General features: G+C 39.5%; 19 protein-coding genes. 10 read left to right on the top strand and 9 right to left on the bottom strand.

Annotated features, from left to right (window positions below):
* Positions 1–73: 73 nt before the first annotated feature.
* On the bottom strand, positions 74–1,876 hold the full coding sequence (gene glmS / locus DYI25_RS14710; RefSeq protein WP_213370189.1) for a glutamine--fructose-6-phosphate transaminase (isomerizing): 1,803 nt from the start codon (positions 1,874–1,876) through the stop codon (positions 74–76).
* A 1,137-nt stretch (positions 1,877–3,013) separates the two neighbouring features.
* Between glmS and DYI25_RS14705 the strand changes: the two genes are divergently transcribed.
* From DYI25_RS14705 to DYI25_RS14695, 3 genes are all read left to right on the top strand, one after another.
* Complete coding sequence (locus DYI25_RS14705; RefSeq protein WP_342032528.1) at positions 3,014–3,379, top strand: DUF805 domain-containing protein; 366 nt, start codon at positions 3,014–3,016, stop codon at positions 3,377–3,379.
* Between the two features lie 236 nt (positions 3,380–3,615).
* Positions 3,616–5,043: a Na+/H+ antiporter NhaC gene (gene nhaC / locus DYI25_RS14700; protein WP_213370185.1), complete on the top strand. Its 1,428-nt coding sequence runs from the start codon at positions 3,616–3,618 to the stop codon at positions 5,041–5,043.
* 16 nt (positions 5,044–5,059) lie between these two features.
* A complete protein-coding gene (locus tag DYI25_RS14695) occupies positions 5,060–5,932 on the top strand; it encodes an MBL fold metallo-hydrolase (RefSeq protein ID WP_213370183.1) in 873 nt (290 codons plus the stop codon).
* Positions 5,933–6,324: 392 nt separating this feature from the next.
* Here DYI25_RS14695 and DYI25_RS14690 read toward each other — a convergent pair whose 3' ends face one another.
* Positions 6,325–8,952: a leucine-rich repeat domain-containing protein gene (locus DYI25_RS14690; protein WP_213370181.1), complete on the bottom strand. Its 2,628-nt coding sequence runs from the start codon at positions 8,950–8,952 to the stop codon at positions 6,325–6,327.
* Between the two features lie 333 nt (positions 8,953–9,285).
* Positions 9,286–9,651, bottom strand: a complete 366-nt coding sequence (locus DYI25_RS14685; protein ID WP_213370179.1) for a M20/M25/M40 family metallo-hydrolase — start codon at positions 9,649–9,651, stop codon at positions 9,286–9,288.
* A 211-nt stretch (positions 9,652–9,862) separates the two neighbouring features.
* On the opposite strand from DYI25_RS14685, the gene DYI25_RS14680 reads away from it, so the two are divergent.
* The 3 genes from DYI25_RS14680 (at position 9,863) to DYI25_RS14670 (ending at position 12,085) form a co-directional block, all read left to right on the top strand.
* The gene (locus DYI25_RS14680; protein ID WP_213370176.1) at positions 9,863–10,654 is read left to right on the top strand and encodes a transporter substrate-binding domain-containing protein; all 792 of its coding nucleotides are present in this window, start codon (positions 9,863–9,865) and stop codon (positions 10,652–10,654) included.
* Between the two features lie 61 nt (positions 10,655–10,715).
* Positions 10,716–11,360 carry an amino acid ABC transporter permease gene (locus DYI25_RS14675; protein ID WP_213370174.1) on the top strand — a complete coding sequence of 215 codons (645 nt, stop codon included), beginning with the start codon at positions 10,716–10,718 and terminating at the stop codon, positions 11,358–11,360.
* Positions 11,357–12,085: an amino acid ABC transporter ATP-binding protein gene (locus DYI25_RS14670; protein ID WP_249745461.1), complete on the top strand. Its 729-nt coding sequence runs from the start codon at positions 11,357–11,359 to the stop codon at positions 12,083–12,085. The genes DYI25_RS14675 and DYI25_RS14670 overlap by 4 nt, the downstream gene beginning before the upstream one ends.
* A gap of 145 nt (positions 12,086–12,230) precedes the next feature.
* On the opposite strand, the gene DYI25_RS14665 is transcribed toward DYI25_RS14670, so the two are convergent.
* Together DYI25_RS14665 and DYI25_RS14660 are read right to left on the bottom strand one after the other, a co-directional pair.
* On the bottom strand, positions 12,231–12,527 hold the full coding sequence (locus tag DYI25_RS14665; protein WP_213370172.1) for a hypothetical protein: 297 nt from the start codon (positions 12,525–12,527) through the stop codon (positions 12,231–12,233).
* A gap of 159 nt (positions 12,528–12,686) precedes the next feature.
* Positions 12,687–13,796 (bottom strand): M20 family metallopeptidase, encoded by a 1,110-nt coding sequence (locus DYI25_RS14660; RefSeq protein WP_342032527.1) that lies wholly within the window; start codon positions 13,794–13,796, stop codon positions 12,687–12,689.
* A gap of 441 nt (positions 13,797–14,237) precedes the next feature.
* On the opposite strand from DYI25_RS14660, the gene DYI25_RS14655 reads away from it, so the two are divergent.
* Positions 14,238–15,329, top strand: coding sequence for a LysM peptidoglycan-binding domain-containing protein (locus DYI25_RS14655; RefSeq protein WP_213370168.1), 1,092 nt, complete (start codon positions 14,238–14,240; stop codon positions 15,327–15,329).
* Positions 15,330–15,641: 312 nt separating this feature from the next.
* Here DYI25_RS14655 and DYI25_RS14650 read toward each other — a convergent pair whose 3' ends face one another.
* Complete coding sequence (locus tag DYI25_RS14650) at positions 15,642–16,997, bottom strand: DUF6056 family protein (RefSeq protein WP_213370166.1); 1,356 nt, start codon at positions 16,995–16,997, stop codon at positions 15,642–15,644.
* A gap of 446 nt (positions 16,998–17,443) precedes the next feature.
* Positions 17,444–18,802 carry a PQQ-binding-like beta-propeller repeat protein gene (locus tag DYI25_RS14645; RefSeq protein WP_342032526.1) on the bottom strand — a complete coding sequence of 453 codons (1,359 nt, stop codon included), beginning with the start codon at positions 18,800–18,802 and terminating at the stop codon, positions 17,444–17,446.
* Positions 18,803–19,280: 478 nt separating this feature from the next.
* Between DYI25_RS14645 and DYI25_RS14640 the strand changes: the two genes are divergently transcribed.
* Positions 19,281–20,264 carry a glycosyltransferase family 2 protein gene (locus DYI25_RS14640; RefSeq protein ID WP_213370164.1) on the top strand — a complete coding sequence of 328 codons (984 nt, stop codon included), beginning with the start codon at positions 19,281–19,283 and terminating at the stop codon, positions 20,262–20,264.
* 16 nt (positions 20,265–20,280) lie between these two features.
* On the top strand, positions 20,281–20,685 hold the full coding sequence (locus tag DYI25_RS14635; protein ID WP_213370162.1) for a GtrA family protein: 405 nt from the start codon (positions 20,281–20,283) through the stop codon (positions 20,683–20,685).
* A 311-nt stretch (positions 20,686–20,996) separates the two neighbouring features.
* Here DYI25_RS14635 and DYI25_RS14630 read toward each other — a convergent pair whose 3' ends face one another.
* A complete protein-coding gene (locus DYI25_RS14630; protein ID WP_213370159.1) occupies positions 20,997–22,541 on the bottom strand; it encodes a BCCT family transporter in 1,545 nt (514 codons plus the stop codon).
* The gene (locus tag DYI25_RS14625) at positions 22,522–24,321 is read right to left on the bottom strand and encodes an NTP transferase domain-containing protein (protein WP_213370157.1); all 1,800 of its coding nucleotides are present in this window, start codon (positions 24,319–24,321) and stop codon (positions 22,522–22,524) included. Before DYI25_RS14625 ends, DYI25_RS14630 begins: the two co-directional genes overlap by 20 nt.
* 414 nt (positions 24,322–24,735) lie before the next feature.
* On the opposite strand from DYI25_RS14625, the gene DYI25_RS14620 reads away from it, so the two are divergent.
* Positions 24,736–25,497: a GntR family transcriptional regulator gene (locus DYI25_RS14620; protein ID WP_249745460.1), complete on the top strand. Its 762-nt coding sequence runs from the start codon at positions 24,736–24,738 to the stop codon at positions 25,495–25,497.
* The last annotated feature ends 3 nt before the right edge of the window (positions 25,498–25,500 follow it).

Below are 25,500 nucleotides of genomic sequence, written 5' to 3'. Positions count from 1 at the left end.
GGAATGTTGACAAAATTAAAAAGGGACCAAAAAGCCCAATCCTGAGAGTTGGTTTTTTGGTCCTTTATAATCATTATTCAACTGTCACCGATTTGGCAAGATTGCGCGGTTTGTCAACATCGCATCCTCTGTGAAGCGCTGCGTAGTAAGCAATCAATTGCAATGGAATCACTGAAATAAGCGGAGTCAGCACCTCATGTACTTTTGGAATGACAAAGCTGTCTTCATCCATATTTAACCCCTTCATGGAAATGATGCAAGGGTTTGCTCCTCGCGCTGCCACTTCTTTGACATTCCCGCGGATGCTTAAATTCACACTCTCCTGTGTTGCCAGGGCGATGATCGGAGTGCCCTCTTCAATCAAGGCAATGGTTCCGTGTTTTAATTCGCCACCGGCAAAGCCTTCAGCCTGGATATAAGAAATTTCCTTTAGCTTCAGGGCCCCTTCCATTCCGACAAAATAATCAACACCTCGGCCAATGAAGAAGCAATTAGGCGTCACAGACAAGAACTCCCTGGCGATTTGTTCAAAAATTTCCTTGGAATCACAAAGGACTTCCATAGCATTGGCGATGATCCCAAACTCTCTTAATAGCTCAAACTCGACAGGAATATTACGGCTTTGAGCGGACACTTCGGCTAATATGGCCAATACAGCAAGCTGTGCTGTATAAGCTTTTGAAGAAGCTACCGCGATTTCAGGTCCTGCATGCAAGAGCAAGGTAAAATCCGCTTCGCGTGATAGTGTAGATCCAGCAACATTGGTTATCGTCAAAGCAGGATAACCCAATTCTTTCACTTTTACAAGGACAGCACGACTGTCTGCGGTTTCCCCGCTTTGAGAAATAAAGATGAACAACGGCTTCGCAGACAGCAAAGGCATATTATAGACAAATTCGCTGGCAATATGGACTTCAACCGGCTTTTTTGCAATCGTCTCAATGAATTGCTTTCCTACCAATCCGGCATGATACGATGTCCCCGCAGCAATAATATATATACGATCCGAATCGTTCACTGCATTTACAATGTTCGGTTCAATCGTCAATCGGCCCTCTTCATTTTGATAGGTCTGGATAATCTTCCTCATCACGAGAGGCTGTTCATCAATTTCCTTTAACATGTAATGCGGATAGGTACCTTTTTCGATATCCGTCGCATCGATTTCCGCAAGATAAGGTTCACGTTCAATGCTTTCTCCATTCCGGTCCTGGATCAGCACTTGATCAGCTTTTACGATGACCACTTCTTTATCCATGATCTCCACATATCTGTTCGTGACTTGGATCATCGCCATCGCATCGCTGGCTACAACATTGAAGCCTTCACCTAACCCTATAAGCAATGGGCTTTTATTCTTTGCGACATAGATTGTTTCATTATTCTCGTTATCGATCAATGCAAGCGCATAGGAGCCTTTCAGCAGATCAAGCGTTTTCTGGAAGGCTGTTAAAACCTCCTGTCCTTCCGAAACAAAACGTTCCATCAACTGCACAATCACTTCGGTATCCGTTTCACTGGCAAAAGGGACATCACTCAAATACTCACGCTTCAACAAATCGTAATTCTCAATAACCCCATTATGAACGAGTGTAAAACGGCCTTCAGCGCTTTGATGAGGATGTGAATTCACTTTACTCGGCACACCATGTGTCGCCCAGCGTGTATGCCCAATCCCCATGGAAGCGGCAATATCCACATCTACTATCGCTCTTAAATCAGCGATCCGGCCCTTTTCCTTAAAAACATGAACACCCTCGTCATTCATGACAGCTATGCCCGCAGAGTCATATCCACGATATTCAAGCTTTTCAAGGCCCTTCAATAAAATTTCCTTCGTATCTTTATTTCCGATATATCCTACGATTCCGCACATGTCAGTATCCTCCATTGAAGGAGCAGAAATGCTTTTAAGGGCTTTTCTGCCCCAGTAATTTTTCGCAAATCCTTCTCTTTGTCCAAAGGGTTGCCCCCCTGTTTTAAAGAAGAAATTTCGGCTGTGCGAACCAACCGAGAGGCATCCGCCGAAAGTTCGATAAACCTCTTCCTCGTCAACTAACCACTGCCAGGTTAGTCCAGGCGCTTTCACTTACACAAATCTTCACGGCCCACCTTTCTAAATTCGAAGTAAAAATAACAACTTAATACTACCTGATGGCCAGAATTCCTACAATGCAGTTCATTAATTCGTCAATTTTCATATTCCTGGCACATCCACTATAGAGTATTCTCTACATAAAAAACGTTTCCTTATTGACACTAAAATTAAACAATATTGAGGGGACAGTTCTCTTGCCATCAGTTGAATTTTGTATGCTCAAACCATCTCTATGACTTCCACAATGTGAGATCAAAAAACGTTTTCAGTTTGAACATGATTTCATCATTATTTTTTACAAACCTGACTTATAAAAAAATAGTGGAATTAATCTGAAGAAGATGTATATTTAAACCAAAGGGAGGAATTTATGGAAAATAATAGTCATTTAAATAGGCATTCGATTTGGATTGGATAAAGGTATTGGCGATGCTGGTCGTGATCCTTTATCATTGTTCCATGTTTGCAAACCGACCTGTTGACAGGCCTCCTGTGCCAAATAGTACAGGGACATACGACCGTAAAGGATAGGATGTGGATGAGCATCAGTTGAGGATGGGAATATATTGAATTTATTTATGCATTGCTTGCTTCGTTTTTAATAAAGCTAATATCAACATTGCCATCGAGCGATGAAATCATATGAGATCTGTTACTTTGAGGTTGGTGGTCTTTGGATTTTTGAAGATAAACAAAAATACTGACTTTTCCAGTCTTGTTAGGTCTTAAAAAGAAGAATGAACCTACCGATAATAAGTTCAGAGTAGTTTGGAAAATAAAACGCTCAGAAACCATTTTTGAATTACAAAGAGGACATGGAGATGGGTACCTGTCTCCCTTTATTCCGAACATAAAAAGAAGCACAGGGTACGTCCCCATGCTTCCAAAAAAATAATATTATTTCAAAGAGAGGTCATGCACATGCGGTGGTATTTAGAGGCAATAAAGAATTACGTCAATTTTCAAGGTAGAGCAAGGCGTAAAGAATACTGGTTGTTTAATTTTTTTAACCTTCTTATTTTGGGTATACTCTACCTTGTAGGATCTGCTATGGAATCAGTTTTTTTGTTTGTAATCATACTTATCTATTATTTCTTTATGTTCATTCCATCCCTTTCTGTCACAGTTCGTAGATTACACGATATCGGATACAGCGGCTGGTTTGTTTTGATTAATTTAATTCCTCTCATTGGCGGCACTATCTTATTTATCTTCACATGTTTAGATAGTCAAGCAAACGACAACAAGTATGGCCCGAACCCTAAAGTTCTCGTTCATTAAATCTATTTAAATGACTATCTTTTTGGATAGTCATTTTTTTATGCGAGACAATTGGATGTTTAGTTATTAACAGTATTTTCTCCATGTAAAAGAAGCATAGGGTACGTCCCCATGCTTCTTCACCTTATCCCTAGAATATGTCTTGAATAAAATTTTGAATTATGTTAATTTTTAAATAATTATATATAATTTGGAAATTTTGTAAACGTATTCATATTCAAAGGGGGATATATAATTTGAAAAAAGAACCTGGTATTTTGTTATCAATTTTCCCGTTATTAGCATTGGTGTCTGCAGCTGCAGCAACTCTATTCTTCTGGAAAGCGGGAATGTTTATTCCTTTAATTACAGGAATTCTCGCAACTGCGATTGTGGGCCTTGTTATTGGCTTTAAATGGGAAGAGTTACAGGGTTCACTGGTAAATGGTGTATCAAAGGCTTTACCTGCGGTATTTATTCTTTTTATTATAGGAACCATTGTTGGAACTTGGATTTTAAGCGGAGTCATTCCTACACTCATTCATTACGGTTTACTAATCATTAATCCGAAACTCTTTTTGCCGACTGTTGTCCTTACTACTGGAATAATCGCAATAACATTAGGAAGTTCATTTACTGCGATTGCAACGATTGGGCTAGCTTTCATGGCAGTTGGTCAAGGTATGGATTTTTCCCCTGCTATTATAGCTGGAGCAATCATCTCAGGAGCATATTTTGGCGATAAACTCTCTCCCCTGTCTGACACCACAAATGTCGCTCCAGCAATGGTAGATACAAATTTATTCGCTCATATCCGTCATATGCTTTGGGACACGATACCGGCCTTTATTTTAACTATATTGCTCTTCTTCTTTTTGGGATTCAGAGCTGCTACAGGTGCAGCCGCTTCAGAGGAAATTCAAAACATCATGGCAGGATTGCAAAATGCATTCACTATTCACCCTCTATTATTATTGATTCCTATCTTTACGATATTTTTAATGATTAAAAGGTACCCTGCTATCCCTTCACTTGTTATTGTTAGTCTGTTAGGCGGTTTAATTGCAGTAGTTGTGCAGGGAAACTCAATTTCTGAAATGATTAATGCTATGACTAGCGGCTACAAATCTGCCACCGGGATACAGGCAATAGACTCTTTACTAACGAGAGGCGGCATTACCTCAATGCTAAGTACTATTGGACTTGTGATAGCCGCAACTGCTTTAGGGGGAATTTTAGAGGAAACTGGGATTTTTAAAAGGATTATAAAATCGATGTTAACCAAGACCCGCAGTACTGGATCTCTAATACTCTCAACTATTCTTTCTACCTTGGTAGTTGGCTTTGCAAGCGGCGCACAATTCCTTGCAATCATTCTTCCTGCCCGTGCATTTACAAATGTATATAAAGAACGTGGACTTGATACTAAAAACTTATCGAGATCTGTAGAAGCTGCAGGGACAGTGGGGATAAACCTGGTTCCATGGAGTGTTCCAGCTGTCTTTGCCGGAAATATTTTAGGAGTTAGTCCTGCTGCTTTTATCCCATTTGTTTTCTTTGCATACTTAGTAATTATTATTAACATCATCTATGGTTATACAGGTATCTCCATCTCTAAAAAGAACTATGACCTAAGTTCGGTTACAGCGGAACCAAATGTTAAACCAATAGAGCAATCGGTTTAAATGGGAAGTGAATAAATTGGACAAAAGCATTATTACAGTAAAAATCCTGGGTACCGCCCAAGATGGTGGAATTCCACAGGCTAATTGTTTTTGTAATAATTGTACAGAGGCAATTAACAATCCTTCAAAAAAAAGGTTCGCTTCCTCTCTTGGGATCCTTTTGCCTGATTTGAAAAAATGGTATATGCTTGACGCCACGCCTGACTTTAAAGACCAATTGCTTTTGATAAATAAAGACCATCAAGCATTCAAACTCGATGGTATCATACTTTCCCATGCTCACATCGGACACTACACTGGCTTAATGTTCCTGGGCAAGGAAGCAATGGCAACTAATGAATTGGATATATTCGCTGGCAACAAAATGAAAAACATGCTGACAAAACACTTTCCATGGAAGCAATTAGTTGATTTGAATAATATAAACATTAAGGATTTAATTGCAGACCACCCTATAAAACTGGAAAGTAATTTAACAATTACACCATTAGAAGTGCCTCATAGAAATGAGTACTCAGAAACATTTGGCTTTGTGATTAGTGGGCTTAATAAAAAAATCCTATATATACCCGATATAGATAAATGGGAAGAATGGGATTGTAATCTTGTAGATATCGCATCCAAAGTAGATTATTGCTTCATAGATGCCACTTTTTACTCAGAGGAAGAGTTAAAGCAATTAGGGCGAAATTTCAAAGATATTCCCCACCCGTATATAACAGATTCAATGGATTTGTTACAGAAAGTTGTGGATAGGAACAAATGCGAAGTCTACTTCCTTCACTTTAATCATACAAATCCAATATTAAATTCAGGAAGCGCAGAGCGAACGGCACTGAAAAATAGAGGTTTTAAAATTGCAGAAGAAGGAATGGAGTTTCATTTATAAAGTACATAGAAAGTCAGCCTTATTGGAGGGCTGACTTTTTTATACATAAGAATTTTTATAAGCCTATACATAAGTTGATTACGACAAATGCGGGGAGACTTCCATATAAGCATTGGAATACACCTCTTCTCAAAAAGCGCCATAAAGGATGGTAAAGAGCTTAAATCCCCAAGTTCAATCATCACTATAAGGACATAAATCACCATCAACATCCGGACAATGACCCTATTAGCAAACTATACCCAATCCCGAATTAGACGCCAGAATCGTCCCTGTGTTTTCTGTTTTACCATCTCTGCAAACTCCTGATTCCACACAAAAAAGAGCGACCAGTTCTGCATGGTCGCTCTTTTCTTGATGCGAAAAATTCTGAAGGTGCAAGGTGCCGCCACTTATACTTCTCTTCTTTTTGTTGAGAGTAAGAACAGCGTGGCAAATACGATAAGGGCCAGTCCTGCGGCGATTACATTGAATGTATTTGTGGCCGTGTCTGGTAATTCATTTTTTTGTGTCTCTGTTGTTTGATCAGATTCATTATTTTGAATATCTTCTGATTGAACAGCATCTTTGTTTTCTACTGTGTTTTCTGTTTGTTGATTTGTGCCAGGTTGGCTGCTTTCAACAGTGGTTTGATCAGAATCATTTTCTTCTGGAGTAATACCTGCCTCTTCGTCAGATTCAGCATTGGCCGGGTTTTGATTACTTGGCACATCTCCTGAAGATGTAACCTCAAAAACTGTGTAGATACTAAAATGGTTGGTTTGAGCGGTAACTTCACCATTTTCATAGGTTCCACCAATCAATTCCCATTCCTTTGTTTCTTCATTAAAATAAAACACTTTTAGATTTGATGGGTCTTCTAAACCATCTAAATTGACATTGAAGGTCAAGGTTACAGGTTCTGAAAATTGACTTACAATCGTATCACCTTGAGTGATGGTAAAATCATAGACAGCACTACGTGCATCGTTCACGGCAGGGAGTTTTTTCAGTTGCAGATTCGTGTCTTCCTCAGCGAAAATGCTCAATGGGAACCCTAAGGTCACTTCCTGGTCTTTAACTGAAAGAGATGCACCTTTATCCTTTAACTCTTTGAGCTGTTCTTTTGTTAATACAATGTCGATTTCTTGCTGGTTTTCTTCAGTTACTAAGCTCACTTCGAATGTTCCGCCAGCTTCGACTTTTGCTACTTCCTCATTTGACACAGAAGCTTTCCCGTTTGTTACAGCAGGGACAGCTACAACCGTTTTTGGCTCGCTTTCCCCTTTGTTAGGCTCTTCTGGATTTACAGGTTCATCATCCTTAGGTGCAGCTAATGTATGAAGAACAACCGTCTCATACATTACAGCACTGCTCGTTGTATCAAAAGCTTGGATAGTGACGATATATTTTTGACCTGAGCTTAAGTTAGTAAAGGTATAAGTCGTCCCTTCTTCAGGAGAATGAGTATCACCATTTAGTCGGATTGTATCGATTTCATAGTCATTGCCGTTCTCCCATGAAATACGAATCGAATTCGTTGATACTTCCTCCACCTGTAATACGCCTTCTAATTCATTCGCAGGATTAAAGAAGTCAACATATACACCCTTATCCTCCCACTTTTCAATGGTCGCTCGTGAAGGTGAATTTTCCGTAAGATCCATCACGGGCATATCTAAAAGCCCCAAGTACCCTAGAGTGTCCATCGCTTCTAAGGCAGATAATTCCGTCAGGTCTGTTAGGCTTAAATCAAGAATCCTTAAATTCGCCAAACCTTCAATCCCGGCAAGACTCGAAATCGGGTTATTTTTCACCTCTAAAACTCTCAAGTCCTTGAAGCTGTAAATTGGTGACAAATCAGTGATTTGGTTGTCAGAAAGCTGGATCCAGCTCAATTTTTCTTTTCCTGCCAAGAAGTCGATACTCATTATCTGATTACCGTCAAGCCTTACTGAATCCAAATTTGATAATTGTTCCATAAAGGAAAAGTCAGTGATCTTCACGTTTCCCAAACCAATGAATGTCAAGGAAGTGATGTTGCCAAGCGAAGTACCATCCGTAATTGGATTATCGCTTAATCCCAAATGCCCAAGGTTTTGCAGAGAAGCAAGCATCGAAACATCCGTGATTTCATTTTCGTCCAACATGAGCATCGTTACATTTTCAAGCTGATTGATTCCTGTTAAGTCAGAAATGCCTAGTCCAGCTGCATCCAGGTAAGTAACATCTTCCAAGTCACTTTGATACAGATCTCTTTCTAGGTTTAATTGATTTTTAATAGCCTGCTCCAAGTTTGCGTCAGGAAAGACTACAACCTCACCAGTCGGACCTTCCAAAGTAGTAAAGATTCTTGTTTCTTCCAACAATTCATTTCCTGCTTCATTTAACGCCACTACTTTGATTTCATAGTCTGTAGCTGGTGCAAGGTTTCCAATTTGGTAATTATCTTGTGCTCCTTCTACTTGGTCATACTCCACTCCATCCAAAAAAATCCGATATGAAATAGCTCCATCGTATTCATCTGGTCCGTAGTAATAAAATTGAAGAGCAAGAGTTTCATCATTCGCCATTCCCAAATCGAAATAAATTCCCTCTTCGGTTCCAGTCGTATCATTTCCCCCTGATGAATGATCAACAATCAATATCTGTTGTCCAGACAAAAGTGTCTTCTCGCCAATCCAGCCTGTCACTTGATAAGTGATTTCCTCATAAGGTGATTGAATTTCTTCAGCCGTTAACTGATCAATATACTGATACTCAACTAGTTTTAAGAGACCGTCACCCATTTCTTCGGAATAAACTGGTTCAAGGTTTTCGATCTCAATAATTTCATCATTACGTTTTATTTCAAAACGGTCGATATCCGTCCCGTTTTCTATGTAGCCTTCCCATGAAAGAACAATTTGATGATCCTCTGCCAGTTCCATACTAATAAAACTTAAATCATAGTAATCTGCTTTTATAGCAGTCAACGGACTTAGGGATGTCATTAGCAGCATAATTACTAATGTCATAGTAAGCCATTTTACTTTATGCATGTTAACCCCTCCTGATTGTCATAAAAAATGCCTTTTCTCTGTTGTGATTTGATAGGGGACGATTGCTTGACACAATCGTAATATAATCTATTCAAAATCAACATTTCTTTGAAAAGAGCTAAAAAACACACAAAAACCATTATACCAATATAATAAGTAGAAAGAACCATATTTTTAGAAAAATATAAGTAAATATGCACAATATGATAATAAAGGAAGAAATAACCTGGTTATTTTTATTTACAATATTATTCATAATTAACATTAAGTTAAATATTTAGCTTTACCCTTAGCTTCATACCTTTCTCCAAGGTTTAATCCCATATATGTTTATCAACTTTCAGCGATTGTCCGAACAACGGGTGGTTCCGTAACTAATGCATAATCGCAATCCTCCGCTATTTCTTCAATCACATAGCGTGATGTCGGACTGCTAATCTCTTCTTCACTGGTAAAAAGGTACACAATATTCTTTGAGAACGGGATGTTCAATTCCTTAATGGCTTTTATTGCCCAAATCGCTTGTACAAGACCGCCCTTCATATCCAGGATGCCAGGTCCGTATGCACGATCGCCTTCGATTTTAAACTCTAAATCTCCAGGCTCCCATACTGTATCAAAATGGGAAAGGATTAAGATTGTTTCGTCTCCTTCGCCGAATTCAAATTTCAAATGATTTCCGTATTTCTCTTCTTCCATCACTTTCGATACTAATGGCCAGACGATCGGACTGGTGAATAATCATTGGGACTTCATCACAATGTATGGAACATGTGATTTTTAGCTGCCGAAACCATCCTCCCCCTCTCGCTGACGAAAGTCCCAGAAGCCTTTTCCTTTGCATTGGACAGAAAACCTTTGTTACCATGACGTATATACTGAATTATCAATCAATATTTGGAGGGATTGGATGAAAAAAATAAAGATATTGAGCTTTTTAATGGCAATGATGCTGGCCTTGGCTGCATGCGGATCAGACGATGCAGCAAACAGTGGTGGCGATGAAGGCTCTGGTGAAGACGGGGGCACTACATACACTGTTGGTACGGATACGACTTATCCTCCGTTCGAATTTGAAGAAGGCGGCAAGTATAAAGGAATCGATATCGATATCATCAATGCCATTGCAGAGGAAGAAGGTTTTAAGATTGAATTGAAGCCGATGGACTTCGGCGGCATCATCCCGGCGATCCTTGCCGACCAGCTAGACGTAGCAATTGCCGGCATGAGTATCACGGATGACCGCAAAGAAAAAGTCGATTTTTCAGACCCATACTTTGATGCCGGATTAACACTTGTTGTTTCAGAAGATAACAACGACATTACCAGTGTGGATGATTTAGAAGGTAAAGTTGTCGCCGTTAAGAATGGTACAACAGGGGCTGATTATGCCGAGAAAATGAAAGAGGAAGCTGGCATTAAAGAAGTACGCCAATTCAATGACAGTCCGTCCATGTTCCAGGAAGTTGCAAATGGGAACGCAGATGTATTGATTGAAGACTACCCGGTTATCGCATATGCGATTAAAACAAGCAACCTTGACCTGAAGACCGTCGGGGACCGCCTGAATGGCGACCAGTACGGCATCGCTGTAAAAAAAGGCGAGAACCAGGAACTGCTTGAAAAAATAAACAGCGGCCTTCAAAAAATCAAGGACAACGGCAAGTACGACGAAATCTTGAACCGTTATCTTGAAGAGTAAGAATTCTCTCAGCGCGCTCCCAGTAAGCGCGCTGTCTTTGTCTAAAGAAAGGAGCTAGACTATGGAAATTTTTCAGGAAGCCCTTCCCGTCTTATGGGCCGGGTTAAAACTGACAGCATATATAACTCTTCTCGGATTGCTGTTTGGGTTCATCATCGGTTTAATTACAGCACTTTTCCGACTTTCCCCGATTCCGCCTTTAAGGTGGATCGCGATTTGGTTCATTAACTTTGTACGCGGAACACCTTTCCTCGTTCAATTATTCTTTATATACTTCGGATTGAATTCACTACCCTTCATTTCGCTTCAACCTGTAACAGCTGGCGTCGTTGGGATTGCCATCAATGCGGGTGCATATATAGCGGAAATTGTCCGGGCCGGTATCCAGTCCATCGATAAAGGACAGACAGAAGCTGCGCGGACACTAGGACTGACCAGTGCACAGACGATGCGTTATATCATACTGCCGCAGGCGTTAAGAAGGATGCTGCCGACATTTGTGAACCAGGCGATCATCAGCCTGAAGGACACCTCACTCCTGTCCGTCATCGGCATCGCTGAACTGACACAAAGAGGGCAAGTCGTCGTTTCGGCAACCTATGAACCTTTTAAAATATGGGGAATGGTAGCTCTTATGTACTTCATCCTGATTTACTTGCTGACCAAACTCGGCGACTTTATAGAGAGGAGGTATGAACTGCGATGAGTGTGATCCAGGTCAATAACCTTAAAAAATCTTTTGGAGAACTCGAAGTATTAAAAGATATCAGTACAGAGGTGAAAGAGCAGGAAGTGGTCTGCGTCGTAGGGCCTTCCGGCTCTGGAAAAAGCACCTTCCTGCGATGCCTGAATAGACTCGAGGAGATCACAGATGGCCAAGTCATCGTGAATGGACATGATATCACCGACCCTAAAATCAACATCAATAAAATTCGCCAGGAAGCAGGAATGGTATTCCAGCACTTCAATCTCTTTCCTCATAAAACAGTGCTGCAAAATATTACACTGGCACCGATAAAAGCCAAGGGTGTCGACAAAGATGCTGTGAAAAAGAAAGCCCTCGAACTGCTCAGAAAAGTAGGTCTCGAAGAAAAAGCAGACAGCTATCCCGGAGAACTATCCGGTGGACAAAAGCAGCGTGTCGCCATTGCCAGGGCACTTGCCATGGAACCAAAAGTCATGCTGTTCGATGAACCTACTTCTGCCCTCGACCCTGAGATGATTGGAGAAGTCCTCGAGGTTATGAAAGACCTTGCTCGGGAAGGCATGACGATGGTCGTCGTGACACATGAAATGGGATTCGCCCGTGAAGTCGGCGATCGCGTCATCTTCATGGACGGCGGATATATCGTTGAAGAGGGTGTACCTAGTGAATTATTTGGTAATCCTAAGCATGAACGCACGAAGGCATTTCTTGGGAAAGTGTTATAGGTGGACGATTAAGGAGCATAAAAGGAGCATAGCGACGTACCGGTTGCGTCCCCATGCTTCCTCCTGCCTCCTTCTATTCTTACCGCTCCTAGAACACCCCCCATGTTTCGTTATCTTTATAGTTTAATTAAATTCATTAGTAATTTTATATCTCGTTTTTTTCTAACTGCTCGATATGATGTAATAATTCCCGGACTATTGCCTTTTTCCCTTTAAAATTCAATGCAGAAATCAATTTTCCTGAGATTTCATCAATAGAATATGCGTTATCTGGTGTACCCTTTGGTACGTCAACATAACCGGTTAAAACTTCGCTGTTCTTCAAAATTATTTCTACTCTGGTCTTTCTCTTTTGTTGGAGAAGCATAGGGACGTACCCCATGCTTCTACATCTCCCCGTTTCAATAAGTGATTCATTCTTTAACTCCACCCTAAGCTTCATCGGTCCTCCAAGCTTTTGTCCGATATATGCTTGTAACCTTTCAGATCGGCGAATGTCCAAGCAAGGCAAATCATAGTTGTTTGTGCTCTGTTACTGAGGCCACGGGCATTTAGGATCCGCAATCTATTAAAAATGTAGAACGGGGTAAGACCACCGTCCCTATGTCCCCTCTTTGGTCCCAATACTAATCAGCAGGTTAGTGAAAAATGCTGCCCGTTCAGGGATTGGGCTGATGATGATGTGTTCGTTTCTTGCATGGATTCCGTCTCCAATGGTACCGAGACCATCTAAGGTCGGGACTCCCATGTTCGCTGTAAGGTTTCCGTCACTTCCTCCTCCAACCGAAGCTTCTTTTAACTTGAAGCCTTCTTCTTTTGCTGCTTCTTTAGCAGTCTGGAATAGAATTTGCGTATCTTCATTTCGTTCCATTGGAGGGCGAGAAACGCCTCCTCTCACATCGATACTTGTCCCCTCGGTGAAAGGTGTCAGCCCATGAATTATTTCATCTATTCTTTCCTGTTCTTCACTTGTCCCCGCGCGGACATCAATGCCAATCTCTGCATGATCAGCCACGACATTTAGCTTGCCTCCACCATTAACAAATCCAACATTGACGGTGGTTCCAACCTCGTAATCTGTTAAGGACTCTAAAAAATCGATGGTCTTGGCAGCCTCTTGAATAGCACTAGCTCCTTCATGATGGTTGTTGCCAGCGTGGGCAGCCTTGCCTGTAATATCAATATAATAACGCGCTGATCCCTTTCTTGCCGTTTTTAAGGCACCCGTCCGAACAACGGGTGGTTCCGTAACTAATGCATAATCGCAATCCTTCGCTACCTCCTCAATAACATAGCGTGAAGTCGGACTGCTCACCTCTTCATCACTAGTAAAAAGGTACACAATTTTCTTTGTGAATGGAATCTTCAATTCCTTAATGGCTTTTATTGCCCAAATCGCTTGTACAAGACCGCCCTTCATATCCAGGATGCCAGGACCGTATGCACGATCGCCTTCGATTTTAAACTCTAAATCTCCAGGCTCCCATACTGTATCAAAATGGGAAAGGATTAAGATGGTTTCGTCTCCTTCCCCGAATTCAAATTTCAGATGATTTCCGTATTTCTCTTCTTCAATCACTTCTGCCCGTTTACCAAAGTAGCGAAATAAAAGCTCCTGAATCCTCTCTCCACACCGGTCTACCAGTTTTTTGTTTAATGATGGAGAATCACATTCGACCAGAAACTTGATATCATCTAATATCTCTTGCAAATGGTCCTCCATAAACTGCCTTATGGAATCCATTAGTATCACGCTGCTTTCTTATATTTATTTGATAAAGACTGCATAGGATCTATGCAGCCCCAGAATATAACCATTTTATTATTATAACATTCACATTATGAGTTGTAGCTTGCCATTATAGTGATTCCAAATGTAATCGCACCCATGGCTCTCCAACTCAACAACCATGCACAGACGAACCTAAACCATTTAGATATGGAAACTCTACTGACAGTTAAAATTACGAAGGAAGCATGGGGTACGTCCCCGCGCTTCCAATCAATTAAAATTCGCTCTTCAATTCATGGTGAATATGTCCGATATAAAATATATAGGACTATATTCTGCCGTGCTTCTAGTACTACTTCCTATTTCTTGTATGATTCATAATCCATAGAAAAAATAACCCGTTTGGAGTGTTGACTAAAAATGAAGAAACAAGCTGCTTCATTTATGACCGCCGCCCTTCTGTCTACTGCTTTCGCCGGAATTGCCTCTGCCGATACATATACCGTAAAAAGAGGGGATACATTATCGCAAATCGCTATTTCATACAAAACGAGTGTTCCAGAACTAAAAAAAGTGAATAAATTATCCTCTGATTTAATTTATATCAACCAGCAATTGACTGTTCCTTCAAAGACCAGCGAGTTCATTGCATCACCTGGTACGACGAAGACTGCTGCAACGCCCGCTGCTTCTCTAAAAACAACAGCTCAGGTGAATCCGGCACTAACATATGTCGTAAAAAGCGGGGACACGCTTGGCAAAATCGCCTCTATTCATAAAATCAAGCTTAATGACCTGATGGAATGGAACGGTCTGAAGAACCATTTAATATATCCAGGACAAGTGCTGAAGGTTTCAAATGGGACGAGCACGCCAGCTAAAAAGGAAACGACACCTGACACTCCGGCACAGAATCCTGCATTACCTGTTCAATCAGCTCAGACCTCTGCGGCCCAGAATGAATATATTGTGCAATCGGGGGATACGCTCGGCAAAATCGGCATGCAGTTCGGCATGACTGTCCAGCAGCTTAAAGAACTTAACAAACTCACCTCTGACCTGATCTTTGTCGGACAGAAATTGTTTGTTGCCAAGCCAATTGAAGCTGCTGCCACCATTAAATCTCCAGTAACCCAGACAGCAGATAGCCCGGAAGCTCAAGTCATCTCCTACGCAAAAGAAATGATGGGCGTTCCATACGTTTGGGCCGGAAGCACGCCAGATGGCTTTGATTGCAGCGGTTTCATCTACTACGCCTTCAATAAAACAGGCAAGAAAATGGGACGCTTCTCATCAGAAGGCTATTATAACCGTTCATTCTATGTTAACAACCCAGTGCCCGGAGATCTTGTATTCTTTGAAAATACATATAAAAAAGGCATATCCCATATGGGAATCTATCTCGGAAACAATGAATTTATCCATGCCAGCACTTCCGGCGGTGTTATGATCTCTAACTTAAGTGAACCCTATTATGCGAAACACTTTGAAGGATTTAAGAGATTTTACTAGAAAGCTCGACTAACTTTCTTTTTTTATCACTGTTTAATATTGGGATATGAGGAGGGTTCTCATGTCCCAATATTTAAAATCAGAGCGATCCCGCTATCAGATTCACGATTTAAAACCGCTAGTAACACCCAAAAAAGAAGCGCAAAGCACTACCTCCACACTTCACATCCTTTATTTCGACTCCCGAGCGGGACACGAGAACTGTCTCCAGTTATGAAATGTAGAAAGAAGCAAAGGGTACGTCCCCATGCTTCCTTGGCAGAACAAAAAAAGAGGGCATCTTAAAGCTATGCTTTTGGATGCCCTCTTTTTTTATAGAAAAGGATGGAAACCGGAAGTAAACCATCTGAAAAAAATTAATGATAGATTTACAAATGGGAAAATGGCAAGGAGCATAATAAGCTTTTTGCTCCGCAAAAGTCCAAGTGAGTCTATTTTATAGATAGAAATAAGTGTGAAAAGGACCGAAGCGACTGTAAGGACTCGATTCCCAGATCCATATATGGTTGGAGAAAAGAATATTACGAAAAGAGTTCCGCCTATAGCCAAAAGGCAAAAGAGCAAAAAGATTGGATTTTTGCTTTCCCGTATCAGTAAGTATGAAAGTAACAATAAATAAGTCGTCCAAAACAAATAAGGGAGGAATGCAAAAGCTACAGAGGAATTAATTTCCCAAAAGGATAACATGCTTTCAGTAACCCTAAAATTCTTTATTGCTGAAAAATTATAAATTACTTCAAGTCCACGACCCATGACATGGAATGAAAGGACAATTCCGAAAAGAAGTATGAATAACTTTAGCGCAATGCTTTCCCTTAATTTGGAGTTCTTGTAGGAATAAGCAATTGTAATCCCGGACAGCAATAATAATAAAAATCGCATATCCCTGAACAGCTGTTCAAATGCCCAAATCGTTCCAATATATAAATGATCTTTAAAACTGAGGCTTGGAAAGCGTGGATACCAGTATGCAGCTTCTTTTACCCACCTGATTTCATTGCCTGGAGCAAAAAGCAGGATACAGGTCCCTGTGATGTATAAACCAGTCAATAAAAGTAATTGGATCTCCACTTTTTTCTCTTTCAGATATATGGTAATCAGAGAAAGGACTGCAAAACTTGAAATGCAGAGAGCCGCCTGTTCATTCCCTATCGCGGCCAAAAACCCTGCAATTCCGTAGATGAAGCCATGTCCTTTTTTCATACTCAATTTACGGAACACCCTATCTGCAAAGGGAATCATGCTTGTCATAGCCAATGCTATCGGCCAAAGGTAATTCATTGACCCTGTAATCCAAAAGATACCTGAACTTAGTATATTGTCTGCAAAATATCCCAATAGAAGAACAGCAAAGATTACTTCCCACTGCGAGACCTCTTTTTTCAGAATTCTAACCAAGCTGTAACCAAGGAGAATAATCATCAATGGATTCAGTATTCTCCATAACCAAATGAGATCATCTAAAAAGACATAAACTGCTGCATCGGGCATTAATCGTCCTGACCATGTTAAATAGCGCAGCTTCAGCCATTCTGCAAGAGAATACATTTCAGAGGCTTTTGAAAATTTAATATCATCACCTGGATACATGCCAACAAGAAAATGAAACGAGTATAATAATGTAAATAAAATCAAAATAGGATAATACGCTTTAATCTTGTGAAACATTTCTAACCTACTTTCATTGGTAATTGAATTCCTACCAAATTTTATAACAAAAGATGAAAATAATAAAGGTGAGTTCGTCAATTCTGAAAACATGTCGATGACATCCTTGTCATGGAAGAACGCACTCATTTGCAGTAAGCTTTTGTCTATGAGAGCTATCTCGCCATTCTCATAAAAATCAATCTGATGATTGCTGAGGAAACAGACATTACCGACCAATTCGGCCGCAGTCGATATATCCACCCACGCCGGCTTATGTAAATGAAATGAATAATATGGTGTTTTAAAAAAACAGGAGAGCAGATAGGGGAAAATTACCTTCTCTGCTCTCCTGTTCTATTATAAGTAATTATTCGTCGAATGCATATTTTGAAAAGAACGTGACACTAACACGAGCTGGAAAATCAACAAGAAGATACAGGGTACGTCCCCATGCTTCCCGGTCCCTATGTCCGTTTAGATTTTAAGAAAAACCATATCCCTAATACTACAACTAATAGAGCCAATGCTGGCCAAATATAAGTGAGTTCTGATTTGGACGCTTTTGCTTCTGACAGGTTACTGTCTTTCACGTTTAAGATTTTTTCAATTGGCAGGATGTAAACATTTTTATCCTGGCTGCCGACAATTAAATGGTCATTCATTAAAACAGGGCCTGAGGGTGCTAGTTTGCCGCCTAATTCTTCTTTACCTACCAAATCTCCTGTTTCGGTGTCAAAAGCATAGACAAAGCCTTTTGTATCTGTGAAGTAGACAATATCATTGTCTGCAGCCGGAGGCGCTTTATTGACATTACTAGGGTAATTCCATAACTGCTTTCCTGTTTTTGCATCATAGCTATAGAATGTTTTAGTGATTGGGCTTCCGACAAATACCTGGTCACCGTAAACCATAGGTGCACCAGATCTATTGTTTTCAACATCTTTCCCAGTCCCCAAACTATCTTTCCATTTAACTTCCCCTGTCTTTAAATCCATTGCATAAATCATATGGTTAGGCATTGAAGGATCTTTAGTTTCTGCCAGGCCTGTAGTAATAACATATTGATCCTTATAAATAGCTGGCGGAACATCGTCCATGCCAAGATATACATCTTCAAAGCTCGTTTCCCATAGAACTTTTCTATTGTTTAGGTCAACTGCAAAAAAAGTATATGGAAGGGGGCGCCCTCCGCCGACATACAAGATGCCATCTTTTACATTCGGAGAAGACATACTGATGGTATGTCCTAATTCAAGACGCCATTTCTCCTCACCTTTGGCTGGATCAATTGCATAAAGATGCCTATCACCAGTTGTTATATATAAAGTGCCTTCATAAAAAGCAGGAGTTGGCATTACCTCACCTTTTGTCTTGAAATCCCATAAAGTCTCCCCACTTTCTGGGTCCAGGCTAAGCACACCGCTTTCCTCAGTTCCCCTTGTGCCATCCTCCTGGTAAAAGCGATTGCCATAACCGACGAAAAGTTGATTATTAGCATAAATAATTTCCGAATGGATCCAATTCGGAGCTTCCGCCTTCCAATTTAATTTCTTTGTTTTTAAATTGTACGAATAAATACCACCCGATTTATGATTCCCAATATAAATATGATCCCCAACAATGACGGGGGTTGAACGAACCTCATTACCAGTTTTTATAACCTCGTTGATTTCCCCCTCTATATTTCCATTGAACACAGGGTTATTTTCCTGATTCATTCTATACTGAGTCCATTCATCCGGCCCAAAAGATTCCGTATCAGCCATTACTGAATTACTCACTACAAATAAGCTAACAATAAAAAACAGGATTATCTTCCTCACATTTGCCTCCCAAGATGTGCGCGAATTTTGGCCATTACTACTTATTTTCAAGATTTTGAATCACAAATATGTATTGAATTCAAAAAATCCGATATTTTGCCTTTCCAGTATCAGCTGATCACTGAGGACGATACCCGGAAAAGTATACATCAAAACTTGATATTTTAAAATCCAGTCCTATTACCTAGAGGTTGGAGAGAGCATTCCTAGGAGGGACCACGCACAAAAGACACGACAAGCAATTCCTGGTGCTCGTCGTGTCTTAATCTTTGTTTTAAAGAGCATATATCGAATCTTCCGGCCTCTTTTTTCGACCGCCAAATGGGACACTAAAATCCTTATGTCCCACCCTTGGGAAAAAAATAGGTTTTGAGCTTGCTTCTTAATTTATATGAACCAATGTAGTATACTTAGTTGTTGATTAATGACGAATCGTGATGACCATGCCTAATCATTATTTACTAAGGAGTATATAGCAATGAATAATTTAACGATTCTAGTACCCGCCTATAATGAGGAAGCTGTATTGCAACAATTATATGATAGGCTAACTAATGTGATTGAAAATATTCCATTTTATAAGTTTGAAATATTATTTGTTAATGATGGAAGTAAAGATAATACTTTATCCATAATTAAAAAAATGAGAGAAAATGACAATAGGATATCTTACATTAATCTATCACGTAATTTTGGCAAGGAAACTGCGATGATTGCTGGTTTAGACTACGCTAAAGGTGATGCAGTAATCATTCTCGACGCTGATTTACAGGACCCTCCTGAGTTAATTCCTGAAATGATCCGTTATTGGGAAATGGGATATGATGATATCTATGCAAAGAGAAAGTCCAGAAGTGGAGAGACGTGGTTCAAGAAATGGTCTTCATCAGCCTTCTACCGGCTTCTTCAAAAAATGACCAGGATTCCTATCCAGAAAAATACCGGTGACTTCCGTCTTCTTGACAGACGCTGCGTAGAAGCACTTAAACAACTGAGGGAAACTCAGAGATATACAAAAGGAATGTTCAGCTGGATTGGTTATAACAAAAAAGAAATCTTATTCGACCGTGATCCCAGAGCTGCTGGTGAGACAAAATGGAATTATCTTAAATTGACTGATCTGGCCATTGAAGGAATCACCTCGTTCACAACAACACCTTTAAGATTATCTGCTTTATCTGGTGTTGTTATCTCCTTTTTTGCCTTTATCTACATGATCTGGATTATCGTAAAAACATTGGTATCAGGAGAACCTGTGCCAGGTTACCCTTCTTTAATGACGGTCATATTATTTTTAGGAGGCATCCAGTTAATATCGCTAGGGATTATAGGAGAGTATTTGGGGAGAATTTTTAACGAAACGAAAAACCGGCCTCTTTATTTTATAGACGAATATAACAATGAAAAAGAATCTAATCAAAGTTCTGCTTCAATGAACAAAGTGAATCAAGATCACCAATGAACAAGGAAAATTCAAAATGAAAAATAAAATTGAAGTTGTAAACTATCTAATATTTGGCATACTCACTACTGTAGTTAATATTGCTTCGTTTTGGTTGATTAATCATATATTTGGCATGGATTACCGAGTTGCTACTACCATTGCCTGGATTATATCCGTGATCTTTGCCTTCATCACAAATAAACTATATGTCTTTAATAGCAAAACTACTGGCATATACTCCTTGTTCAAAGAACTAATTTCTTTTTTATTTTTCCGCTTACTTTCCTATTTCCTGGACTTGTCATTAATGATTATTCTCATTGAATTCATTAAAGCAGATAGTTTGATAGCCAAAATTATTGCGAATGTTTTTGTAGTGATCTTTAATTATTTTGCAAGTAAATTTGTTATTTTTAAGCCTTCAAATAAACAAAGATGAGAAGCATGGGGACGTACCCCATGCTCCTTCCATCAATAAAGTCAACGAAACTATTTCAACTCTCCAACAAGACACAAAACCGTCCCTGTGTCTCAAAGAGGATAGCGAAAATTCTACCCTCTAACAACTCTGTTTCCACGGTATTTCTTTTCATCATTTCAAGATGCCAAAAAGAAATCTCCATTACCTAAAAGCAGCCTAGGAATGGAGATTTCTTTTTGAATAAAGATACTTTTTAATGGTTACGAACTATTTCTGTGTCGTACTCCTCAAAATACTTCGGCTTCCAAAGGGATACGAGAACCGTCCCCCTATACTGTTTTGCTATCGTTAATTAAATCTTTTATAAAGCTAAATATAATGATACCCATTATGATTGCTAATGGGAATGCTGCAACGATTGATATCGTTTGAAGCATGGTTAGGGTAGTCTCATTAAAGATCAGTGCGATAGGTAAAATGATAAAGATTAATGCCCAAAATACTCTGATAGATTTAGGTGGCTCCTGTCCGGGCTCTAATTTTTTCAATGAGTATTCTGCTACAACAAGTGTTATGGCATCGAATGTACTTGCGTAAAAGGCGATCATCGCTACTGCTAATAATACAAGTGCGACACCACTTATAGGAAGCTGCTGGAAAATCTGAAGGATTACTTCAGATGGACTAGCTCCATCTGCGAGCATTCCTGCTGCATCTACGTTACCTTGTGTTTGGTGGAAAAGTCCAAAGTTACCAAACACAATAAAGGAAGTAAATGTTCCTAATAACCCGCATGTAAACCCGCCTAAAATGGTTTGTTTGATTGTTCTTCCTTCAGAGATTTTACCAATGAAGAACGGTGTTGCAACAAACCACGCAATCCAATAAGCCCAATAGAAAACAGTCCAGTCTTGCGGGAATCCAGAACCACCTTCGCCAGATACTCGAAGTGGATCCATCCATGTTGCCATACTAAAGAAATCATTTGCTAGTTTCCCAATTCCTGTAATTCCACTTTCTATCATAAACCTCGTAGGTCCAAAAAATAAAAAGATTGCAATGAGTGCCAAAAAGATTATCACGCAGAGATTCGCGAGCTTTGAAATTCCTTTTAACCCTAACGTAACAGCGATTGTATAAACCAATGCGATGACCCCTAAGATGATGATAGTCAACGCTGTACTTTGAGGGATCCCAAAAATTGTCGACACGACCAATGATAATAATGGTGTTGCAAGAGAGAATGTAGTAGCTGTCCCTGCAAGCAATCCAACAATCGAGAAGATATCAATGAATTTACCTAACGCTCCATCAGCATGATGTCCGATTGTTGAACGGCACGCTTCTGATAGAGTTTGTCTTTTGCGTTTCTTCACATACATCATATATCCGTATGCAACCGCAGGCAGAATATAAAAACTCCATGGAATAGGTCCCCAGTGGAATAATGGATAAGTTGAAGCAAAATCCTGTCTCTGTGCCAGGCTTAGATTTTCCATACCAAAAGGAGTTGCACCAAAATAATAAGCCCATTCAATCAGCGACCAATATAGGATATCCGCAGCCATAGTAGAGGTGAAAATCATTGCACCCCATGCGAATGTATTAAATCTTGGTTTTTCCAAATCACCTAGTTTCACTTGACCGAAACGGGAGAAAGCCAACCAAATCGATACTAAAAATACGCCAAGGCCAAATACAATGTAGAACGAACCGAAGTCACCGACAAAAATACTTCTCAAGAATTCTATAGCATTACTGCTAGCATCTGGATAAGCCAATAGAATTACCGACATGAATATTATTAGAATGAGTGGCGCGAGAGTTAAAGTCCAATCTATTTCCTGTTTAGTTTTACTTTTTTGCATGTTCATATTCTGTTTCCCCCATTAAAATCCCCATACTTTTTTTATAATAATCTTTTGCATAACGGTACATAATAAGAGTATAATCTCCAAATTTCACTCCCAGTGCTTGCTTATATTGTGCCCACATTGCCCATAAAAACCCGCCAAGCGCAATATAAATATAGACTCTAAGGCGTTCTTCCTGAGTTGGACTTCTATCGAAATAATAGTCCATCAGCTTTTCAATTTGATCATGATTCAAATTACCATATAGCGCAAACATGGAAAGATCGATTACAGGGTCACACATACCTGCATATTCCCAATCAATCAATTTCAGATCTCCATTCGGCAATACTAAAAAATTATCAAAGTGAGCGTCAATATGACAAAATACTGACGGAAGGTCCATTTTCTTTAGGATTGAGAGAAGCTCACTCATCTTTGTTCTTACTGATGAATAATCCTCAAATAGAATAGCTCCGCTTTTATTGCATAACTCTTCATAAGTTAATATATTTTCCTCTATATTAAAATGATGAGGCACGGTGACATTACTATTGTGAAGCCTATTAAGAGTCTTCATGCTTTCGAATAGCTCAATATCACTATTTATGTTTAAGCTTCTGGCCCCTACTTCGAATTCTGATATTTTAATGCCGCTCTTTGAATCGATATAGACAATGTTTTCAGTGATCTTTAAAGGTATAACGGCTTTAATACTCCAATATTCTTCATCTCTATTAATCAGCTGCTCTGTACCTTCTCCTGGAATTCGGCAAATATATTTTTTTTCATTAATCGTGAATAAGAATGACTTATTCGTCATGCCCAGTTTCAATGGTTGAATATCTTTAATTTCATCTTCGCTAACTTTAAAGATTGAACTTATTAATGACAGCACTTTATTATTGGACTGTTCTCTGTATGTCGAATCAAAAACCCTTAATTCCTCAAAACTTTCAAACTCATAAACAGTGTTTTCGGGCTGTCGATTTATATACATTTCTAATACATTAAGATTCTGTTTCAAAACATCTTCCCAATAAAAATCCTCTGTTCCTGGCTGCTTATATGTCTTTTCCAACAAAGGAACTATTTGATCAGAGAACTCTTTCGAGAAAAATACCGGACCGTACATATGCCACGAGTTTACTCCTCCAACCTCCACCCGCTTTATTCGGTCTTTACGATCAACTGTCAAACACCACTCGGCTGTTTCACCTTCTGCCTTTACGGCACTGTACCAGCTTTCAAACTCATACGTATTGAACAAATTTTTAGTCATATAATTATCACTAGACAAAATGTAGGTGTTCCTCAGTAGGTAACATACATGATAAAGAGTAGATAGATTATTTTTAGTGTCATATTCCGGGTTATAAATCAGCTTAACACCATACTTATCAATGAGATATTCAAATTTTTCTTTTAGATAACCAACGACAATCGTGATATCAGTAATGGACATATCAATCAACTGTTCAATCTGACGCTCGATCATCCTCTCGCCGCGTACTTCCAACAAACCTTTAGGCGTTTCATAAGTAAGAGGGACAAAACGCGAACCAAATCCAGCAGCAAGAATAATCGCATTATCCACTCGATACAGCTCCATTACCTGATCTGCTTGTTCTGTCAGTGAATAACCACTAGGCGATTTGAGTAATAGACCATCCTTGATCAATTCGTTAAATAATTTATTTGTTTTCCCTAAAGAAAAATCACAGATTTCCGAAATGTCCCTTTGTGTCAATCTATTATTTTTTTTATATTCTCGTATTATTTTCAAGGCATCTTTGTTCATTTTTGTACCATCTCCTATCCAACATCTATTATTTTACATTTTATTATGTTCATTTTCTACATTTTTTTCATAAAAATGAACAAACAGACCGTAGATAATGACATGCCGTGACGACTTTTGGCGTCTTGTGGGACATAGGGACGGTGAGGTGCACCCCTTAAAGTAGAGGTGTTTGGAAACCATTTTAAGGGGTGCACTTCACTTTCAGTCGTCTCGAACCCTGCTTATGTCGCACCCCATTTTTCCCATATATTCTTTTACTTCCACTCCCAAATAAGAAACCCTCCTCCCTCAAAAACATCATAACCTTTCTAAATTTTAAAAATAGTTTGACACTATTCATTATAATGTTATTATTTAATTAAGCGATTACAAAGTAATTCATCATAACCTTTAAAGAGAAGGTGATAAATTTTGCAGCTGGATAAACATTCAAAGGTTCCTCTTTATAAGCAATTAAAAGAAGCACTTCTGGAGTACATTGAGAAAAATTTAAAGGAAGGCGATGCCCTTCCGATTGAGTCCGAAATTGAAAAATTGTTTGGGGTCAGCCGTATTACAGTCAGAAAAACAATAGAAGAACTGGCTAGCGAGGGCATTGTGACAAAGACTCAAGGTAGAGGTACCTTTGTTCAGACTAAGAATATTGTCCAAAAGGCAGGTAACATCACTAGCTGGACAGAGGAGATGCGATTAAAAGGAAAACAAACAGAGACTAAAAATTTGATGGTCAATGAAATCGAACCATCGAAAAAAATTGCAAAAGAGCTTCAATTATCCAAAGGCGAGAAAGTTATCTGTTTGAAGCGTTTGCGATGCGCGGACGGGGAACCTATTTCAATCCTTATTAATTACTTCCGCTCTAAATTCACTCCAGGTTTTCTGGAAAAGGGCCTAACGAAAGAATCCCTGTACGAAATTCTCGAGGAGGATTATGGAATCCAGCTTGAAAGAGCCCATGAAAGGGTCAAGGCCAGATTAGCTACTGACCTTGAGGCATTGGAATTAGGAATTTCTCCTGATTCAGCCATTCTTCATATTACCAGGGTATCCTACCTTCCTGATGGAACTCCATTTGAGATGGTTGAAATGGCTAACAGGTCTGATCGATATGAATATGATATTGACCTGGTTGGACGAAATAAATTAAAAACATTCACTGCGGAAGGAGAGTAAAAA

Origin of the sequence: Mesobacillus boroniphilus, assembly GCF_018424685.1 — a bacterium.
Lineage (GTDB): Bacteria > Bacillota > Bacilli > Bacillales > Cytobacillaceae > Mesobacillus > Mesobacillus boroniphilus_A.
This window is presented reverse-complemented; position numbering and strand designations above follow the sequence as displayed.

Excerpts from the sequence above, each read along its gene's own strand:
- glmS (WP_213370189.1), bottom strand. The coding sequence starts at position 1,876 with ATGTGCGGAATCGTAGGATATATCGGAAATAAAGATACGAAGGAAATT.
- DYI25_RS14705 (WP_342032528.1), top strand. The coding sequence starts at position 3,014 with ATGCACATGCGGTGGTATTTAGAGGCAATAAAGAATTACGTCAATTTT.
- DYI25_RS14690 (WP_213370181.1), bottom strand. The coding sequence starts at position 8,952 with ATGCATAAAGTAAAATGGCTTACTATGACATTAGTAATTATGCTGCTA.
- DYI25_RS14685 (WP_213370179.1), bottom strand. The coding sequence starts at position 9,651 with ATGGAAGAAGAGAAATACGGAAATCATTTGAAATTTGAATTCGGCGAA.
- DYI25_RS14680 (WP_213370176.1), top strand. The coding sequence starts at position 9,863 with ATGAAAAAAATAAAGATATTGAGCTTTTTAATGGCAATGATGCTGGCC.
- DYI25_RS14675 (WP_213370174.1), top strand. The coding sequence starts at position 10,716 with ATGGAAATTTTTCAGGAAGCCCTTCCCGTCTTATGGGCCGGGTTAAAA.
- DYI25_RS14670 (WP_249745461.1), top strand. The coding sequence starts at position 11,357 with ATGAGTGTGATCCAGGTCAATAACCTTAAAAAATCTTTTGGAGAACTC.
- DYI25_RS14665 (WP_213370172.1), bottom strand. The coding sequence starts at position 12,527 with ATGAAGCTTAGGGTGGAGTTAAAGAATGAATCACTTATTGAAACGGGG.
- DYI25_RS14655 (WP_213370168.1), top strand. The coding sequence starts at position 14,238 with ATGAAGAAACAAGCTGCTTCATTTATGACCGCCGCCCTTCTGTCTACT.
- DYI25_RS14650 (WP_213370166.1), bottom strand. The coding sequence starts at position 16,997 with ATGTTTCACAAGATTAAAGCGTATTATCCTATTTTGATTTTATTTACA.
- DYI25_RS14640 (WP_213370164.1), top strand. The coding sequence starts at position 19,281 with ATGAATAATTTAACGATTCTAGTACCCGCCTATAATGAGGAAGCTGTA.
- DYI25_RS14635 (WP_213370162.1), top strand. The coding sequence starts at position 20,281 with ATGAAAAATAAAATTGAAGTTGTAAACTATCTAATATTTGGCATACTC.
- DYI25_RS14630 (WP_213370159.1), bottom strand. The coding sequence starts at position 22,541 with ATGAACATGCAAAAAAGTAAAACTAAACAGGAAATAGATTGGACTTTA.
- DYI25_RS14625 (WP_213370157.1), bottom strand. The coding sequence starts at position 24,321 with ATGAACAAAGATGCCTTGAAAATAATACGAGAATATAAAAAAAATAAT.